13 protein-coding genes are annotated in these 15,515 nt (G+C 62.9%); 7 read left to right on the plus strand and 6 right to left on the minus strand.

Going from position 1 to position 15,515, the window contains the following annotated elements:
* Window positions 1-125: 125 nt before the first annotated feature.
* A complete protein-coding gene (gene yrfG, locus H3028_RS13480; protein WP_181297519.1) occupies window positions 126-806 on the minus strand; it encodes a GMP/IMP nucleotidase in 681 nt (226 codons plus the stop codon).
* A 121-nt stretch (window positions 807-927) separates the two neighbouring features.
* On the opposite strand from yrfG, the gene nudE reads away from it, so the two are divergent.
* From nudE to H3028_RS13495, 3 genes are all read left to right on the plus strand, one after another.
* Window positions 928-1,494 (plus strand): ADP compounds hydrolase NudE, encoded by a 567-nt coding sequence (gene nudE / locus H3028_RS13485; RefSeq protein ID WP_181297520.1) that lies wholly within the window; start codon window positions 928-930, stop codon window positions 1,492-1,494.
* Complete coding sequence (gene cysQ, locus H3028_RS13490) at window positions 1,491-2,306, plus strand: 3'(2'),5'-bisphosphate nucleotidase CysQ (protein WP_181297521.1); 816 nt, start codon at window positions 1,491-1,493, stop codon at window positions 2,304-2,306. Before nudE ends, cysQ begins: the two co-directional genes overlap by 4 nt.
* 94 nt (window positions 2,307-2,400) lie before the next feature.
* The gene (locus H3028_RS13495) at window positions 2,401-5,268 is read left to right on the plus strand and encodes an ATP-binding protein (RefSeq protein ID WP_375154415.1); all 2,868 of its coding nucleotides are present in this window, start codon (window positions 2,401-2,403) and stop codon (window positions 5,266-5,268) included.
* A gap of 13 nt (window positions 5,269-5,281) precedes the next feature.
* Here H3028_RS13495 and H3028_RS13500 read toward each other — a convergent pair whose 3' ends face one another.
* On the minus strand, window positions 5,282-6,274 hold the full coding sequence (locus H3028_RS13500) for an asparaginase (RefSeq protein ID WP_181297523.1): 993 nt from the start codon (window positions 6,272-6,274) through the stop codon (window positions 5,282-5,284).
* 60 nt (window positions 6,275-6,334) lie between these two features.
* Window positions 6,335-7,780, minus strand: coding sequence for a sodium:alanine symporter family protein (locus tag H3028_RS13505; protein WP_181297524.1), 1,446 nt, complete (start codon window positions 7,778-7,780; stop codon window positions 6,335-6,337).
* A 150-nt stretch (window positions 7,781-7,930) separates the two neighbouring features.
* Between H3028_RS13505 and H3028_RS13510 the strand changes: the two genes are divergently transcribed.
* Window positions 7,931-8,752 carry a helix-turn-helix transcriptional regulator gene (locus H3028_RS13510; protein WP_181297525.1) on the plus strand — a complete coding sequence of 274 codons (822 nt, stop codon included), beginning with the start codon at window positions 7,931-7,933 and terminating at the stop codon, window positions 8,750-8,752.
* A 114-nt stretch (window positions 8,753-8,866) separates the two neighbouring features.
* On the opposite strand, the gene H3028_RS13515 is transcribed toward H3028_RS13510, so the two are convergent.
* The 3 genes from H3028_RS13515 to H3028_RS13525 form a co-directional block, all read right to left on the minus strand.
* Window positions 8,867-9,625: an ABC transporter substrate-binding protein gene (locus H3028_RS13515; protein ID WP_181297526.1), complete on the minus strand. Its 759-nt coding sequence runs from the start codon at window positions 9,623-9,625 to the stop codon at window positions 8,867-8,869.
* Window positions 9,626-9,773: 148 nt separating this feature from the next.
* Window positions 9,774-11,033: a dicarboxylate/amino acid:cation symporter gene (locus tag H3028_RS13520; protein WP_181297527.1), complete on the minus strand. Its 1,260-nt coding sequence runs from the start codon at window positions 11,031-11,033 to the stop codon at window positions 9,774-9,776.
* A gap of 110 nt (window positions 11,034-11,143) precedes the next feature.
* Window positions 11,144-12,568 (minus strand): aspartate ammonia-lyase, encoded by a 1,425-nt coding sequence (locus tag H3028_RS13525; RefSeq protein ID WP_181297528.1) that lies wholly within the window; start codon window positions 12,566-12,568, stop codon window positions 11,144-11,146.
* 190 nt (window positions 12,569-12,758) lie between these two features.
* Here H3028_RS13525 and H3028_RS13530 point away from each other — a divergent pair, with 190 nt between their 5' ends.
* From H3028_RS13530 to H3028_RS13540, 3 genes are all read left to right on the plus strand, one after another.
* The gene (locus H3028_RS13530; protein ID WP_181297529.1) at window positions 12,759-13,685 is read left to right on the plus strand and encodes a LysR substrate-binding domain-containing protein; all 927 of its coding nucleotides are present in this window, start codon (window positions 12,759-12,761) and stop codon (window positions 13,683-13,685) included.
* 189 nt (window positions 13,686-13,874) lie between these two features.
* Window positions 13,875-14,366, plus strand: coding sequence for a 5-(carboxyamino)imidazole ribonucleotide mutase (gene purE / locus H3028_RS13535; protein ID WP_181297530.1), 492 nt, complete (start codon window positions 13,875-13,877; stop codon window positions 14,364-14,366).
* A complete protein-coding gene (locus H3028_RS13540; protein WP_181297531.1) occupies window positions 14,367-15,452 on the plus strand; it encodes a 5-(carboxyamino)imidazole ribonucleotide synthase in 1,086 nt (361 codons plus the stop codon).
* The last annotated feature ends 63 nt before the right edge of the window (window positions 15,453-15,515 follow it).

Consider the following 15,515-nt stretch of genomic DNA (forward strand, 5'->3'; position numbering starts at 1 on the left):
AGAGGCTGGGCCTCGTTGTTTGTTATGTCATTCGGATGCATCGCCATTCTAGTCACCCTTCCGAGCGGCTAATGGCTTATAGGCGACCTCGGTCGAGCGCAATTAAGTCGGCGCCGCGTCCATGTTCAGGCTGCAAAGCCCTGCAGGCTACGAACCAGCTCAAGATAATCGCCCACGGCGGGGAATTCTTCGGTGTTCTTTCGCCCGCGACGGCTGTCCGGCTCGCTGATCGCCAAAAGATGCGCGACGCCGAAATCACGCGCGCTGCGCAAGACCGGCAGGCTATCGTCGATGAACAGTGAGGTGGCCGGATCGAAATCCAGATCCGCCTTCAGGGCATACCAGAACTGCGCTTGCTCCTTGGGAAAGCCATAATCGTGGGAGCTGATCAGACGATCGAACCAGGGCGCCAGTTCGATGCGTTCCAGCTTCAGGGACAACGAATCGCGATGGGCATTGGTGATCAGCACCACGCGCTTACCGGTATCGCGCAGGGCCGCAAGAAATTCATCGGCTGCCGGCCGCAGGGCGATCAGATCGGCGATCTCGCGCTTCATCTCGCGGATCGGCAGGTTCAGCTCGCGGGTCCAGAAGTCCAGGCAATACCAGGTGAGTTTGCCCTCGTGCTCGTTGAACAGCGGCGCCAGTTCCAGTTCGGCCATGGCTCGGCTGATGCCGTGCAGCTCGGCATAGCGCTGGGGTAGGAGTTCGAGCCAGAAGTGGTTATCGAAGTGTAGGTCCAGCAAGGTGCCGTCCATGTCCAACAGGACGGTGTCAATTTCGGGCCAGGGCAGTGAAGCGATCATGATGGGCTCTTCTTCGGCAATTGACCCAATGGTGCGACAGCGGTCGGTTCGATGCAAAGCGTTCACGGCTCATACAAAAAGGCGGGTTATGATTGCGGCTCGCGTTTCAAGGATATTCCCCATGCGCCAGAAACCTACCGTGCTTGCCCGTGAGATCGTTGCCACCAGCCGTCTGTTCCGTGTCGAGGAGCTGCAGCTGCGGTTTTCCAATGGCGTCGAGCGTACCTACGAACGGCTGGTCGGCAAGGGCACCGGCTATGGTGCGGTAATGATCGTTGCGCTGGAGGCCGACGGCAGGGCGCTGCTGATCGAGGAATATTGCGGTGGCACCGACACCTACGAGCTGTCGTTGCCCAAGGGGCTGATCGAGCCGGGTGAGGATGTGCTCGATGCGGCCAACCGAGAACTGAAGGAAGAAGCCGGTTTCGGCGCGCGCAAGCTGGAGCTGCTCACCGAATTGTCCCTCTCGCCCGGTTATATGAGTCAGAAGATTCAGGTCGTGTTGGCCCGCGACCTCTATCCCGAACAGTTGCCGGGCGATGAACCCGAGCCGATGCGCGTCGATCGGGTCGATTTGCGAGAGCTGTCCAGCCTGATCCAGAACCCTCAGTTCAGCGAAGGTCGTGCCTTGGCGGCGCTGTACCTGGCGCGGGATCTGCTGACCGAGCGGGGAGAGTTCGGCCAATGAGCCATCCATATCTGACCCGGGTCATCGATCTCGTTCGCGACGCAGGGCAGGCGATCCTGCCGCACTGGCGCAGCGGTGTGGAGGTACAGGAAAAGGCGGATGCCTCACCGGTTACCGCTGCCGACATGGCCGCCCATCATCTACTGGCTGACGGCCTGCGTGCGCTGGACGCCAGCATTCCGGTGCTGTCCGAGGAGGACTGCAACCTGAGTCTGGCCGAGCGTGCCGGCTGGACGCGCTGGTGGCTGGTCGATCCGCTGGACGGAACCAAGGAGTTCATTGCCGGCAGCGAGGAATTCACCGTCAACGTGGCGCTGATCGAGCGAGGCCGCGTGTTGTTCGGGGTGGTCGGCATCCCGGCCAACGGCCGCTGTTACTACGGCGGGGCCGAGCTCGGCGCCTGGCGTGCCGAAGCCGACGGAACGACGCAGCCATTACAGGTGCGTCAGCAACCGGCCGAGGGATTGACCGTGGTTGCCAGCCGCCGTCACTCCAGTGAGGCCCAGGAACGCTTGCTTGAAGGCTTGCGTCAGCGTTTCGGCGAGCTGGTGTTGGCCAATATCGGCAGTTCCTTGAAGCTATGCCTGCTGGCCGAAGGCGCTGCTGATTGCTATCCACGCCTTGCGCCGACCTCGCAGTGGGATACCGCGGCTGCCCAGGGTGTGCTCGAGGGTGCCGGCGGCGAGGTGCTGGTTATCGGCGGCGCTACGTTGACCTACGAAGCGCGCGAGAGCTATCTGAACCCGTTCTTCCTGGCGTTGCCGCGCGGCGTGGGCTGGCGTGCAGACTTGATCGAACTGGCGAATCGCTGAGACGGGTGGTCTTGCTAACACTGTCTACATGGACGGAGACCGGTTGCGGTGGCGCGGCGACCCATCGCCTGAACCGGATCGTTGGAGCAGCGTTGTGTCATTGAAAACCCCTACCGGGATACGCCAATGGATCTGGCGCGCGTTCGTGCAGAGCGCGCTGATTCCGCTGGTGCTGGTCGAAGTGGTGCTGATCGCCGTCTATCTGCTGAGCAACAATGCCATTCGCGATGCGCAGATCGAACATCTGCGCGAGACGGCGCTCACTGAGCTGCAGACGACGGTCGGCCGCGAGGCGAGGATCATCAGTCAGCAGCTGCAGCAGGTCGCGAGTGCCACGACGCTGTTTCGCAATTTCACAGTCCGCGCGCTGGAAGACGATAGCGCCGAGCCGCTTCCGCAGCTGCGGCTCGGTTCCGGCGGGGTTCGCTACAGCCCTCATGATGAAGGCGGCGCGGCGAGTTTCTATTCGGCCGCCACTGCCCATGAGCTACAGGATCTGGAAAAGGTCGCGCGCTTGCGCCGTCTCGATCCGCTGATGAAGGAGCTGCACGCTGGCAATCCGCTGATCGCCAGTCTCTATTTCAACAGTTGGGATAGCTACAACCACATCTACCCCTGGTTCAACACCGCGGAGCAGTATCCGCCGGACATGGATATCCCCAGCTACAACTTCTATTACCTGGCCAGCTCCTGGCACAACCCGGCGCGCCGGGTGGTCTGGACGGATGTGTACCTTGACCCAGCCGGACACGGCTGGATGATGTCAGCCATCGCGCCGGTGTATCGCGACGACTTTCTGGAAGGCGTCAGCGGTATCGACATTACCGTCGGCGGCATCCTGCAGCAGATCGCCCAGTTGCGGGTGCCTTGGGACGGCTATGCCATGCTGATCAGCCGCGACCTGAATATCATGGCGCTGCCCGAGGCGGGCGAGGCCCAGTTCGGCCTTGATGAATTGACCGAGCATTCATACGAGGAAGCAATCCGCCAGGAGATCTTCAAACCCGAGGACTTCCGCCTCGGCCGCCGGCCGGAAACTCAGAAACTCGCGCGCGCCATCGCCGCGCAGGCGGACGGTGTGCAACGTGTGAGCCTCAATGGCCGCCAGCAGCTGGTGGCTTGGGCCACGGTGGAGCAGACCGGCTGGCATCTGCTAACGGTAGTGGATGAGGCCGAGGTGTTCGGCCGGACCAATACCCTGGCCAGCCGCTACCGGCAGATCGGTTATCTGTTGATCGCCGGCCTGTTGCTGTTCTACCTACTGTTCTTCGCCTACATGTGGTTGCGTGCACGGCAGCTCAGCCAATCGCTGATTGCGCCCATCGCCAGTATCTCGCAGATGATGGGGCAGATCGGGCAGGGCCAGTGGCGGCCGCAGCCGGTCTCCTCCGATATTCGAGAGCTCGATGATCTGGCGCAACACACCCGGGCGATTGGCGCCCAGCTGGAGCTCAGCGAGGCGCAGCGGTCGCAGACACAGAACCGCCTCGAGCTGGTACTGGAGAGCGCGACCGAAAGTCTGTGGGAAAACGACATGCGCAGCGCCACGTTGCAGTTTCGCGGCCGCCTCCCTGTACGCTTCGGGCTGCCCTCGGCGCAGCTCAGTGAAGGGCAGTTCCTAAAACGCATTCATCCGCGTGATTTGCCGCGCGTGCGGGCCGAGCGGGCGCGCATGCAGACGGGTCAAACGATGCGCTACGAATGCGAGTTTCGCTTCGCCGACGCACTCGGCGAATACCATTGGTTGCTCAGCCGCGGCCGGGTGCTTGAGCGTGATCCGCAGACGGGCGAGGCCACGCTGCTGGCCGGCACCCATGTCGATATTGATGCGATCAAGCGGGTCGAAGAGAGTCTGCGCTATGCCACGCAGCAGGCGCAGGCGGCCAACGATGCCAAGACCCATCTGATTTCCAGCGTCAGCCACGAGCTGCGTACACCGCTCAACGCAATACTCGGTTTCGCCCAGCTGATGCGGATGGACTGCTCGCCTGAAGCCGACCCTGAGGCAGCCGACTATCTCGACGAGATCCTGTTGGCGAGCCGCCATTTGAACCAGCTGCTCGGTGACATTCTCGATTGGTCGAGCCTGCAGGCCGAGCGGCCGCGCCTTGAGCTCAAGCGGGTCGAGGTCACGGCGCTGATGCGCGAATGCGCTGAGCTGGTGGCGCTCGAGGTTCAGCGCCATGGGCTGCAACTGGAGTTCGATCTGCCGGCGGTCCCCATCGAGGTGCTGGCCGAGCCGCGGCGTTTGCGTCAGGTGCTGCTCAATCTGCTATCGAATGCGATTAAGTACAACAAGCCGTCCGGGAAGATCCTGCTTGGTGTCGAAACGGTTGCGGGCCAGGTGCGTCTGCTGGTCGAAGACAGCGGGCTGGGGGTCGACAAGGCGTTGCAGGCACAGCTGTTCGAGCCTTTCCAGCGCCTGGGGCGTGAGAATTCGAACATTCAGGGTGCAGGCATCGGGCTATCGCTGAGCCTGGAGTATGCCAAGCTGATGGGCGGCAGTATCGGCGTGGAGAGCGAGCTCGGTACCGGCAGTGTGTTCTGGATCGCCCTGCCGGTTCTCGAGCCGCAACCCGTGCTACCGGTCCACGAGCGGCCGCGAATTGTCTATGTCGAGGACGATCCGGCCAGTCAGTTGCTGGTGCGCAGGGCCTTGGCGGACATGGCCGAAGTCAGCGTGATCAATAACGGCAGGACGGCTTTGGAGCACCTGCTTGCCGATCCGCCCGAACTGCTATTGCTGGACCTTAATCTGCCCGAACTGAAGGGCGATGAACTGCTGGCGCTGCTACGCCAGACACCGGCCACGCGGGACCTGGCGGTCATTGTGCTGACCGCTGCCATCGAAGCAGGCAACGAGGTGGACTGTCTGGCTCGTCTGACCAAGCCTGTGGATCTCGATGAGCTGCGCCGGCAGGTCCGCACCTGCCTGCAGGCGCTGGATCTGAAACCGCGCTGAGTCGCCAGCAAGGCTAATCGGTGCGCTCGCCGCAGAGGTCGAGGGCGAACCAGTGTTCGACGTCCGGCTGCGGCAAGCCGGCGCCGAGCAGGGCGAACAACTTCCCCAGCGCGGCCTCGCGGGTCATGCCGCCGCCGGAGATCAGTCCGCTGGTCGCCAGCTTGCTGCCGGCAGCGTAGATGCCAAACTCGACGTGACCCTGCGGGCACTGGCTGATCGCCGCCAGTACCACGCCCCGCTCATGCGCCTCCTTCAATGCCGCCAGCAGCTCAGCATCATCGGCCGGGCCCGTGCCGCTGCCGTAACATTCGAGTACCAGGCCCTGCACGCCGCTGGCCAGCAGGGCGCGCAGCTGCGACGCCTGAATGCCCGGATACAGCGGCAATACCGCCAGGTTGACCGGCCGGCGAGGCTGACGATAGTCGAGCGCAGACGGGATATTCGGCGCGCGTTCGCTCCGGCGCAGACGCAGCGAGGTGCCGAAGGCATCGAGGGTGGCGGTACCCAACTTGCTGGCCCGGACGCCCGGCATCAGCTTGCCGCCGAAATACAGGTGCACGCCAGGCTCGACACCGGCATGTAGCGCCTGCATCGCACCGAACAGATTGCCCCAGGCATCGCTGCCCGATGCGCCGGCCGGCAGCATCGAGCCCGTCAGTATCACCGGCACCTCGAGGCCGAGCAGCAAGAAGCTCAGGGCGGCGGCGCTGTAGGCCAGGGTATCGGTGCCGTGCAGCACCAGTACCCCATCGCAGCCGTCTTGCTCGACGCCGGCACGGATGGCCTCGACCATGGCCAGCCAGTTGGTCTGGTTCATGTTGGCGCTGTCAATCGGCGGTAGCAGCTCGCGGAACTGCCAATCAGGAAGGGTCAGCGGTGGTTGCTGATTCTGCTGCTCGCGCAGCCTACCGGCGAAGCCGGAGGCAGGCGTCAGGCCCTCACCGCTCTGCTGCATGCCAATGGTGCCGCCGGTATACAGCACCAGAATATTTCTGGAAGCCGGCATCGCTATCTCCTATATGAAACAGGGGCCTGTGCGGCCCCTGTCATGCACGTTCGTGAACGTTTAGAGCTGATGCGCCTGGGACGCGGCGACCGTGCCGTCAGCAGGAGTTTCAGCGGTGCCCTTGGCTGGCCAGACGCTTGGGTCCAGATCCAGATCGGCAAAGTGCTTCGGATCGAAAACCGGCGATGCAACGCCGGCGTCACGCTGCTTGTCGTAGTCGCGCATCAGGCGCAGGCCGACCTTGAACAGCAGCGCCAGGGCGATCAGGTTGCAGATCGCCAGCAGGCCCATGGTGACGTCGGCGAACGCGAATACCGTGCCCAGATTCTGTACCGAACCCCACATCACCAGCGCGACCACCATCAGGCGATAGACCATTACCGGCCAGCGCTTGCTGGTGAAGAAGCCCAGGGCGTTCTCGCCCAGGTAGTAGTTGTAGATCAGCGTGGTGAACACGAACAGCAGCAGCGCGAGGCTGATGAATACCCGGCCCCACTCGCCGACGACAGCGGCAACCGCGCTCTGGGTCAGCACCACGCCATCCATCTCGCTGCCCGGCGTGAAGACGCCGGAAAGGATGATGACCAGCGCGGTACAGCTGCACAGCACGATGGTGTCGATGAACACACTGAGCGACTGCACGATGCCCTGCGCAACCGGATGCTTGACCTCAGCCACCGCCGCCACGTTGGGTGCGCTGCCCAGGCCCGCTTCGTTGGAGAACAGGCCGCGCTTGACACCCATGATGATCGCCGCGCCGATGCCGCCAGCGAATGCAGGCTCGAGGCCGAACGCACTGCGGAAGATGGTGCCGAAGGCTTCCGGAACTGCGCCGGCATTGCTGCCAATGACGAAGAGCGCCATGGCGATATAGGCGAAGGCCATGATCGGCACCAGCACATCGGCGAACTTGGCAATGCGCTTGATACCGCCAAAGATGATCAGGCCGATCACCACCATCAGCGCGATGCCGCTAATGAAGGTGGGCACGCCGAATGTGTCGTTCAGCGAGCTGGCAACGGTGTAGGACTGCACCGCGTTGAAGCCGAAACCGAAGGTTACCAGCAGCAGCAGCGACACCACGATGCCCAGCCAGCGCTGGCCGAGGCCATGCTGAATATAGAACGCCGGACCGCCGCGGTAGCCGCCGTCTGGCTCACGACGCTTGTACAACTGCGCCAGCGAGCACTCGAAATAGCTGGTAGCCATGCCGACCAGTGCCACGACCCACATCCAGAAGACCGCCCCCGGTCCGCCCAGCATGATTGCAACCGATACACCCGCGATGTTGCCGGCGCCAACGCGGCCGGCGACGCTGAGCATCAGCGCCTGGAAGGAACTGAGCTGGCCCGGTTGGCGTTTGAAGGCTTCGCCGAAGATGGCAAACATGCTGCCGAAGTAGCGAAACTGGACGAAGCGCGAGGCAATGGTGAAGTACAGGCCAAGGCCTATCAGCATCACGATGAGCAGCTTGCTCCAAATGAGATCGTTGAGAAGATCGAGCATGGCGGAAAGTCTCTCTTGTTGTTTTTGACGAATGAAATGACGCAGGGCGGGAATGGTTGGCCAGATGCGGCGGTCACGCAATTACGCGGGTCGCGGCAATCTGGCGCGAGTTGATGCTAGAATCGCGCCGCTCGCATCGCTGGAATACCTATGTACGACCATCTCGGCGCCAACCTGAAATTGCTCTGCAGTCATTACCGCTCGATTGCCGAAGTCTGCCGCAAGCTCGGCATCAACCGCGCGCAGTTCAACAAATACCTCAATGGGCAGAGCCGGCCGACGGCGTACAACCTCAAGCGCATCTGCGATTTTTTCGGAGTCGAGGGTTATGAGCTGGGTCTGCCCAGCGACCAGTTCGCCCAGTTGATCGGTTTGCGACGGCACGACCAGGAGCGGATCGCTGCCAGCGATCCGCTCCTGGAGTTATTCCAGCCGATGCGCGACAACGCCAACAGCCTGGCCCGGTATTGCGGGTACTACTTCGAATACGCCAATTGCATGTCGGTGCCGGGGCAGATACTGCTGTCGCTGGTACATCTGCGCGAGGACCGCGGCAGCTACGTCTTCGAGCGGCAGGAGCGTCAGGAGCAATCGCGCGCCGACAATCCCAAACAGGAGGATGGTGTGGTGCGCTGCCGCTATCTGGGCGCCGCCTTCTACCTGCAGGACCGCCTGTTTCTCATCGATTATGAATCGCTGACCGGCAACGAGATGAGCCAGACCATCCTCATTCCCAGCTTCAAGAGCCGCATCAGCCGCCTCAACGGACTGAAGACCGGCGTCTCCAGTGGCGACCGGCGTACCCCGGCCTGCACCCGCGTGGTCTGGGAGTATTTGGGTAGCGAGATCAATCGAATCAGCGCCTACCGGCAGGTCATGCTCTATGGCCTGGACGATCCGCGGATCGATCCGGAAATTCGGGAGCGGCTGGCATCTGCGCAAATGCGCGATGGGTTGTTCGAGATCGAGTAGCTGCGGTATTGGGTGCCGGCAGTTCCAATGGCTGAACAGCGAGCAGGCGAAGCTCTGGGAGGAATGCGGTTCGGGCTGCGATGGCGCCTCGCGCCATCGCGCTATCAATGCGGATCAGCAGAGCTCGGGGTGCTTGACGCAGCTGCCGTAACCTTCAGCTTTCATCTCATCCAGCGCCTTCTGCAAGCGTGTGACCACCTCATCAGGGGTGTCCTTGTTCAGCGCCAGATATAGCGGGGCGGAGTTGAATACCAGCACCGTGTTGAGATTGCTGACGCCTTCCTGCTTCGCGTAGTAGCGCCAGACAGGGTTGGACGTGGCCCAGAGGTCGATTCGGCCGCTGAGCAACTTCTGCAGATTCTCCTGATCGCGCAACGCGTTGATGGGCCTCAGCCCCTTCGCCTCGATGCGCTGGCTTACCGCGCTGCTTTTGTAGGCACCGATGGTGTAACCCTTGGCTTGAGCCAGGCTGGCCAGCTTAAGGTCCGAGCCGGGCGCCGAGAGCAGCACGCTTTCGTATTGAGCGATGGGGCCGACCCACTTGAACAGTGGCCGACGTTCATCCGTCATCGACGTGGAAAACAGGCCATGGTCAGGCAGCTCGAGCGTCGACTGATAGATACGATCCCAGGGGAAGCGCAGTGTCATGGAGTAGGCAATGCCGGCGCGCTTGAACATCTCGCGAACGGTGGTCGCGCTGATGCCCTGGATGTGCTCTTCACGGGCGAAGTTCTTGCCGCCATCGGCCATGTTGAACGGCGGAAAGTTCTCGGTTTGCAACACCACTTCGTAGCCCTTCGGCAGCTCGGCATGGACGAGCGGCGCACCGAGGAGCGAACTGAACAACAGGGTGATGGCGAGTAATTTTTGCATGAGACCTCCGCGAAATCGGCGGAGTCTACGCAAGGGCGCACAGCTGATGCTTGTCCCGGGTCACGCTTTGATCAGCGTGCCAAGCGCCGCCTCGTCGGGAGGCGGCGCACCCAAGTGCCCTGAGCCGCGCTGAGCGACTCGGCGGCGTCTAGCCCTTGCTGGCGCTGTTGTATATGTCGGAGTCCAGTTCGTTCTCGCTGCGCCCGACCAGCGTCGTGGTCATCAGGTCACCGGCGACGTTGACCGTGGTGCGGGCCATATCGAGGATACGATCGATCCCGGCAATCAGCGCCACGCCTTCGAGCGGTAGGCCGGCTGCGGTGAGCACCAGCCCCAGCATGATCAGCCCGGCGCCGGGGATACCCGCGGTGCCGATTGAGGCCAGCGTCGCAGTGAGGATGATCATCAAATATTGGCCGGCATTGAGGTCGATGCCGAATGCCTGGGCTATGAACAGCGCCAACACGCCCTGATAAATGGCCGTGCCGTCCATGTTGATGGTCGCGCCGACCGGTAGCACGAAGCCCGCCACACCTTCGGACACACCGAGGTTCTTGCGCGCACATTCGATGGACACCGGCAACGTGCCGGAACTGCTCGAGGTGCTGAAGGCCACCGCCAGCGCCGGCGTTATACCTTGCAGGAAGCGTAGCGGACTGAGCCGGCCGACCAGCCCCAGCAGACCACCGTAAACCAATAGCACATGGGCGACGCTGGCCAGGTAAGTGACCCCGATGACGCCGGCCAAGGGCAGGAGAACCTCGGCGCCGTGGCTGCCAACCACTCCCGCAGTCAAGGCGAACACACCGATTGGTGCCACGCGCATCACCAGATCGGTGAGCTTGTAGAACGTCTCGGCCAGCCCGTCGAACAGTCGCACTGCCGGCGCGGCACGTTCGCCGACCAGATTCATGCTCACGCCCAGCGCAATGGCGAAGACAATGATCTGCAGAATGTTGCCTTCGGCGAAGGCAGTGACCGGATTGCTCGGTACCAGCCCCACCAGGATGTCCACCAACGAGGGCGCCTGTTTGGCCTCGGTGGCGGTGCTAGCAACCATGTTCATGCCTTCGCCCGGCATGAACACAGCGCCGAAGAGCAGCCCGATGCTGACGGCAAATGCGGTCGTCACCAGATAGATGAGGATGGTCTTGACGCTGATTCGTCCGAGCTTGGCACTGTCCTGCATCGAGGTGATGCCAGCGACCAGCGATACGAACACGAGAGGCACGATGAGCATCTTGATGGCGTTGAGAAACAGCGTGCCGATCGGAGCCAGCACGAGCGCGTTCTGCTTGAGCAGAAGGCCGGTGACGACGCCCAGGACCAGACCGATGAGGATTTGCTGCCACAGGGCCAGGCGGCCGAGCAGGCGCAGGGGAGTGCTGAGAGTGGTGCTCTGACTCATGCGTAAACCTGTTTGTTGTTCTTATAAAAAGAGGCGGGCCATCTCGATCGTGGCCCGTTACGAAGGGCGCCCGTCAGCGGGCGCCTTGTTACTGCGTGAGGTGGCTGGGATCAGGCCTTCAGCGGTACCAGTCGCGGCGCGATCATGTTTTCCGGGCGCAGGATGTCGTCGAGGGTGGCGTCGTCCAGCAGCTGCTCCTCGCGCACCAGCTCCAGCACGCCGCGGCCGCTGAGCAAGGCCTGCCCGGCGATGCGGGTGGCATTCTCGTAGCCTATGTAGGGGTTCAGTGCGGTGATCAGGCCGATGGAGTTCTCCATCAACCGGCGGCAGTGATCCTCGTTGGCGGTGATGCCGACGATGCAGTGCTCGCGCAGCATGTCCATGGCGCGCTGCAGCAGGCGGATCGAGTCGAACAGTTTGAAGGCGATCAGCGGCTCCATGACATTGAGCTGTAACTGTCCGGCTTCGGCTGCCATGGTCAGTGCCAGGTCGTTGCCGATCACTTCGAAGGCCACCTGATTAACCGCCTCGGGGATCACCGGGTTGACCTTGCCCGGCATGATCGAGCTGCCCGGCTGGCGCGGCGGCAGGTTGATCTCATTGATCCCGGTGCGCGGGCCGCTGGACAGCAGGCGCAGGTCGTTGCAGATCTTCGATAGCTTGACCGCCAGACGCTTGAGCATGCTGGAGAAGGTGACGAAGGCGCCCATGTCCGAGGTGGCCTCGATCAGGTCGGCAGCCGGCTTGAGCGGATGGCCGCTAATGGTGGCCAGGCGTTGCACGGCTAGGGCCTGATAGTTCGGATCGGCATTGATCCCGGTGCCAATGGCGGTGCCGCCGAGGTTGACCTCGACCAGCAGCTGCGGCGCGATCAGGCGTAGATGCTCAAGGTCTTCGCCAAGGGTGGTGGCGAACGCTCGGAATTCCTGGCCGAGCGTCATCGGTACTGCGTCCTGCAGCTGGGTGCGACCCATCTTGAGAATATGCGCGAACTCAGCGGATTTGCCAGCGAAGGCCTGCACCAGACTGTCGAGGCTGGCCAGCAAGGTGTCGTGGCCGAGTAGCAGGCCCAGGCGAATGGCGGTGGGGTAGGCGTCGTTGGTGGACTGCGCCATGTTTACATCGTTGTTCGGGTGCAGGTGGCGATACTCGCCCTTGGCATGACCCATGTACTCCAGTGCCAGGTTGGCGATCACCTCGTTGGCGTTCATGTTGGTCGAGGTGCCTGCGCCGCCCTGGATCATGTCGACGACGAACTGATCGTGATGCTCGCCACGGATCAGGTGCGCGCAGGCCTGGCTGATCGCCAGATGCTTGGCATCGCTGAGATGACCGAGCTCGCGGTTGGCGTCCGCTGCCGCCTGTTTGACCATCGCCAGCGCGACCACCAGTTTGGGGTAGTGCGCCAGCGGTACGCCCGACAGGCGGAAGTTGTGGACGGCGCGCAGTGTCTGGATGCCGTAGTAGGCGTCAGCGGGTACCTCAAGGGAGCCAAGCAGATCTTTTTCGAAGCGAAAGGATGCAGCGGAGGACATGAGAGTTCTCATCCGAGAGAAGAGCGGCATTTGCCGCGAAGGCTTATACAATAAGGCTTCAGGAGGATTCACGACCAATGCCGTTAAACGCTAGGCCATGCATGATCGGCATAATGAAGATGTGACGTCGTTTCGCTTAAAAGCGTTATATCGCGCCACCCCACGTTCAATCGAACCAGCAGGAGCCGGCATGAACATCGAAACCAAATGGCTGGAAGACCTCGTCGCGCTGGCCGCCACCCGCAGCTTCTCTCAGGCGGCGCAGCGGCGTTTCGTCACCCAGCCGGCGTTCAGCCGACGCATCCGCAGCCTGGAAAACACCCTTGGCGTGACCTTGGTGAACCGTGCCCGAACGCCCGTGGAATTGACCGAGGCGGGGCAACTGTTCTTGGTCACGGCACGCAACCTGGTGGAGCAGCTCGGTGAGGTGGTGCATTACCTGCACAACCTTGAGGGCCAGCGCGGCGAAGTGCTGCAGATCGCCGCGGCGCATTCCTTGGCACTGGGCTTCTTTCCCGAATGGCTGGCGCGTTTGCGACAGGACGGCGTGCCGGTGAACAGTCGGCTGGTGGCGACCAATGTCGGCGAGGCGGTGCATTCGTTGCGTGAAGGCGCTTGCGACCTGATCCTCGCCTACTATGATCCGGATGCCGCGCTGCAGATGGACCCCGAGCTGTTTCCATCCTTGTCGCTAGGGCGCACTGACATCGTGCCGGTTTGCGCGACGGATGCCGGCGGTGAACCGCTATTCGACCCCGACAGTGGTCAGACCGTCCCGCTGTTGGCCTACAGCGCTGGTGCGTCGCTGGGCCGCTCGGTCAACCTGCTACTGCGTCAGCGCGGTCTGCGGTCATCCACGGTGTACGAAACGGCGATGGCCGATAGCCTGAAAAGCATGGCGATGCAGCGGTTGGGACTGGCCTGGGTGCCACGACTCTCCGTGACCGCGGAGCTGGAGCGCGGTGAGCTGGTGATCTGCGGCGGTGAACACTGGCGAGTGCCGCTGGAGATTCGTCTGTATCGTTGTGCATTGCTGCGCAAGGCACCCGTGCGGCTGCTTTGGCGCAAGCTCGAAAGCGGCGCGGGCCAGGGCGTTGCCCTGCAACTCGAGGTTTGAGGTCGCCCGGATGCGGGTTCGGCACGTCCGGCTCCTGACGCACGGGCGCAGGTGCCGGCGGGCGGGGGCTTGCGGTATACTGCGCGGCCTTCGGTCGGACCGATCCGGCCATGTACCTGCACGGCCGCGCTGTCACCAGCGCGGCCGTTGTTCCTGATGCGCCCGCGGGCGCCGAAGAGAGGCACGACGATGACCGCACTGGTAGGCGTGATCATGGGCTCCAAGTCCGACTGGTCCACCTTGAGCCACACCGCAGAGATGCTGGAGAAGCTCGGCATTCCGCATGAAGTCACCGTGGTGTCCGCGCACCGCACCCCTGACCTGCTGTTCCAGTACGCCGAACAGGCCGAAGCGCGCGGGCTGCGGGTGATCATCGCTGGCGCAGGCGGCGCGGCTCATTTGCCTGGTATGTGCGCGGCCAAGACGCATCTGCCGGTGCTTGGCGTGCCGGTGCAGTCCTCGATGCTCTCGGGTGTGGATTCGTTGCTGTCGATCGTGCAGATGCCCGCCGGCGTACCGGTCGCCACCCTGGCCATCGGCAAGGCAGGCGCGATCAACGCGGCGCTGCTGTCGGCTAGCATTCTTGGTCACGAATTTCCCGAATACCATGCCGCGCTGAAAACATTCCGCGACGAACAGACCCAGACCGTGCTCGACAACCCTGACCCGAGGAACGCGTAAATGAAGATCGGCGTGATCGGTGGCGGCCAGCTGGGCCGCATGCTCGCCCTGGCGGGAACGCCGCTGGGCATGAATTTCGCCTTCCTCGACCCAGCGCCGGATGCCTGCGCCGCGGCTTTGGGCGAGCATCTGCGGGCGGATTACGGCGATCAGGACCACCTGCGCCAGCTGGCGGACGAGGTCGACCTCGTGACCTTCGAGTTCGAGAGCGTGCCGGCTGAAACCGTGGCCTTTCTCTCTCAGTTCGTCCCGGTCTACCCGAGCGCCGAAGCGCTGCGCATCGCCCGCGATCGCTGGTTCGAGAAGTCCATGTTCCAGGACCTCGGCATTCCCACGCCGGCCTTCGCCGATATCCAATCCCAGCCCGATCTCGACGCCGCTGCAGCCAGCATCGGTCTGCCGGCCGTGCTCAAGACCCGCACCTTGGGTTACGACGGCAAGGGCCAGAAGGTGTTACGCAAACCGGCGGACGTCACCGGTGCGTTTGCCGAACTGGGTAGCGTGCCGTGCATTCTGGAGGGCTTCGTGCCGTTTAGCGGCGAGGTTTCGCTGATCGCCGTGCGTGGGCGCGATGGCGAGACCTGTTTCTACCCGTTGGTGCACAACACCCATGAAGACGGCATCCTGCGGTTGTCGGTGGCCAGCAGCAATCATCCGCTGCAGCCGCTGGCCGAGGATTATGCGTCTCGAGTGCTGACCAAGCTGGACTATGTCGGTGTGTTGGCTTTCGAATTCTTCGAGGTCGATGGTGGGCTGAAGGCCAACGAAATTGCGCCGCGCGTGCATAACTCCGGTCACTGGACCATCGAAGGCGCCGAGTGCAGCCAGTTCGAAAACCACCTGCGCGCCGTGACCGGCCTGCCGCTGGGTTCGACGGCGAAACTGGGCGAGAGCGCAATGCTCAACTTCATCGGCGAGGTACCGCCGGTGGCGAAGGTCATTGCCGTCGAGGATTGCCATTTGCATCACTACGGCAAGGCATTCAAGGCCGGACGCAAGGTCGGCCATGCCACGCTGCGTTGCCCGGATCGCGCCACACTTGATCGGCAGGTCACCGCGGTCGAGTCGCTGATTCAGCGCGACTGAATCTCCCGGCCGTCTGGCTCGCAGGTTTTGCGTCGAACTGCCTGGCGCACTCCCGGTCCGAGA

It is taken from the genome of Pseudomonas sp. Q2-TVG4-2 (assembly GCF_013620795.1).
In the GTDB taxonomy this organism is placed as follows: Bacteria; Pseudomonadota; Gammaproteobacteria; order Pseudomonadales; family Pseudomonadaceae; genus Stutzerimonas.

What these genes read in the sequence shown, in the direction of transcription:
- yrfG (WP_181297519.1), bottom strand. Translation starts at nt 806, where the DNA reads ATGATCGCTTCACTGCCCTGGCCCGAAATTGACACCGTCCTGTTGGAC.
- nudE (WP_181297520.1), top strand. Translation starts at nt 928, where the DNA reads ATGCGCCAGAAACCTACCGTGCTTGCCCGTGAGATCGTTGCCACCAGC.
- cysQ (WP_181297521.1), top strand. Translation starts at nt 1,491, where the DNA reads ATGAGCCATCCATATCTGACCCGGGTCATCGATCTCGTTCGCGACGCA.
- H3028_RS13500 (WP_181297523.1), bottom strand. Translation starts at nt 6,274, where the DNA reads ATGCCGGCTTCCAGAAATATTCTGGTGCTGTATACCGGCGGCACCATT.
- H3028_RS13505 (WP_181297524.1), bottom strand. Translation starts at nt 7,780, where the DNA reads ATGCTCGATCTTCTCAACGATCTCATTTGGAGCAAGCTGCTCATCGTG.
- H3028_RS13510 (WP_181297525.1), top strand. Translation starts at nt 7,931, where the DNA reads ATGTACGACCATCTCGGCGCCAACCTGAAATTGCTCTGCAGTCATTAC.
- H3028_RS13515 (WP_181297526.1), bottom strand. Translation starts at nt 9,625, where the DNA reads ATGCAAAAATTACTCGCCATCACCCTGTTGTTCAGTTCGCTCCTCGGT.
- H3028_RS13520 (WP_181297527.1), bottom strand. Translation starts at nt 11,033, where the DNA reads ATGAGTCAGAGCACCACTCTCAGCACTCCCCTGCGCCTGCTCGGCCGC.
- H3028_RS13525 (WP_181297528.1), bottom strand. Translation starts at nt 12,568, where the DNA reads ATGTCCTCCGCTGCATCCTTTCGCTTCGAAAAAGATCTGCTTGGCTCC.
- H3028_RS13530 (WP_181297529.1), top strand. Translation starts at nt 12,759, where the DNA reads ATGAACATCGAAACCAAATGGCTGGAAGACCTCGTCGCGCTGGCCGCC.
- purE (WP_181297530.1), top strand. Translation starts at nt 13,875, where the DNA reads ATGACCGCACTGGTAGGCGTGATCATGGGCTCCAAGTCCGACTGGTCC.
- H3028_RS13540 (WP_181297531.1), top strand. Translation starts at nt 14,367, where the DNA reads ATGAAGATCGGCGTGATCGGTGGCGGCCAGCTGGGCCGCATGCTCGCC.